The sequence below is a fragment of the Thermomonas sp. genome, from assembly GCF_025993755.1.
Classification (GTDB): Bacteria; Pseudomonadota; Gammaproteobacteria; order Xanthomonadales; family Xanthomonadaceae; genus Thermomonas.
In genome coordinates this window covers 1-1,650 of sequence record NZ_JAMQHN010000034.1, presented here as the reverse complement: position 1 = coordinate 1,650, position 1,650 = coordinate 1, and the positions used below count along the sequence as shown (strand labels likewise).

Below are 1,650 nucleotides of genomic sequence, written 5' to 3'. Positions count from 1 at the left end.
GGCCCATCTGCCCGGGGCGGAACCGGGAACCGCCGAACTGCATCGGCCCGCCGTGCACGATCGCCTCGCTGACCAGCAGGCGGCTCGCCTTGACGTCGGGATCCTGCAGCGCATTGGCCACCGCCGACGCCAGCACGCGCTCGATGAAGCGCGCGGCGCGATGGCGGTCGTGGCGCAGCAGATCGAGCGCCTGGTTGACCGGCCGGCCGCGGATCAGGTCGATGACGTGGCGGGCCTTGCGCGCCGTGATGCGCGCGTAGCGGTGTCCAGCTCGGAATTCGCGGGTCATGCGGAGCCTCCGTCTACCCTTCCTTCTTCGCGTGGCCGCGGAACGTGCGCGTCGGCGAGAACTCGCCGAGCTTGTGCCCGACCATGTCCTCGGTGACGTAGCACTTCAGGAAGGTCCGGCCGTTGTGGACCATGAACGTGTGGCCGACGAACTCCGGCACGATCGTGCAGGAGCGGGCCCAGGTCTGGATCGGATTGCGCGTGCCGGCGCGGTTCTGCGCGTCGACCTTCGCCAGCAGCTTCGGATCGATGTACGGGCCCTTCTTGACGCTACGACTCATCGATCACGCCTCGGTCTTGTGCTTGCCCGGCTTGCGCCGGCGCAGGATGAACTTGTTCGACAGCGCCTTGCGGCGGCGCGTCTTGCCGCCCTTGCTGAGCTTGCCCTTGGGCGAGCACGGATGCCGGCCACCGCCGGTGCGCCCTTCGCCACCACCCATCGGGTGGGAGACCGGGTTCATCGCCGTGCCGCGGTTGTGCGGGCGCCAGCCCATGTAGCGGCGCCGGCCGGCCTTCCCCCACCGGATGTTCTGCCAGTCGAGGTTGCCGACCTGCCCGATCGTCGCGCGGCAGCGCACGTGGACCTTGCGCTGCTCGCCGGACGGCAGGACCAGGATCGCGTAGTCGCCGTCACGCGCCAGCAGCTGACAGGCCATCCCGGCCGAGCGGACCAGCCGCCCCCCGGTGCCTGGCCGCAGCTCGACGTTGTGCACCTCGAGCCCGAGCGGGATCGACGACAGCGGCATCGCGTTGCCGACGTTCGGATCGACCCGCTCGCCGGACAGCACGGTAGCGCCGACCGCGAGGCCACGCGGCGCCAGGATGTAGCGCTTCTCGCCGTCGGCGTAGTGCAACAGCGCGATGTCGCAGGTGCGGTTCGGGTCGTACTCGATCGCAGCCACCGTCGCCGGCACGCCGTCCTTGTCGCGGCGGAAGTCGACGTTGCGGTACAGCCGGCGCACGCCGGCGCCGCGGAAGCGGCTCGTGATGTGGCCGTGCGCGTTGCGGCCCGAGCGGCTCGGCAGCTTCTCGACCAGCGCCTTCTCCGGGCGCTTGCGCGTCAGGTGGGAGAAGTCGAGGACCGACGAGTTGCGGCGGCCCGGCGAAGTCGGCTTGTAGACCTTGATCGGCATCGGAGCGACCTCAGGCGAATTCGATGCGCTCGCCGGCGCGCAGCTTGACCAGGGCCTTCTTCCACGGACGCGTGCGCGCCTGCTGGCCGACGATGCGGCGGATCTTGCCCGGGACCTTGATGATGTTCACCTGCTCGACGTGCACCTGGAACAGCGCTTCGACCGCCTTGCGGATCTCCGACTTGTTCGCCTTGGGGTGGACGCGGAACGTGAACTGGTTGCGGATGTC

General features: G+C 69.7%; 4 protein-coding genes. All 4 read right to left on the bottom strand.

The genetic code is table 11. The features are described 5' to 3' along the window. The coding region (gene rplV / locus Q0X16_RS02770; RefSeq protein ID WP_297830389.1) for a 50S ribosomal protein L22 at positions 1-289 on the bottom strand (289 nt) is incomplete at its 3' end. A gap of 13 nt (positions 290-302) precedes the next feature. After that, positions 303-569, bottom strand: a complete 267-nt coding sequence (gene rpsS / locus Q0X16_RS02765) for a 30S ribosomal protein S19 (RefSeq protein WP_297830387.1) — start codon at positions 567-569, stop codon at positions 303-305. A gap of 3 nt (positions 570-572) precedes the next feature. Next, positions 573-1,421: a 50S ribosomal protein L2 gene (gene rplB / locus Q0X16_RS02760; RefSeq protein WP_297830385.1), complete on the bottom strand. Its 849-nt coding sequence runs from the start codon at positions 1,419-1,421 to the stop codon at positions 573-575. 10 nt (positions 1,422-1,431) lie between these two features. Beyond that, positions 1,432-1,650, bottom strand: a 219-nt coding sequence (rplW, locus tag Q0X16_RS02755) for a 50S ribosomal protein L23 (protein ID WP_297830383.1), incomplete at its 5' end; no start/stop codon positions are given.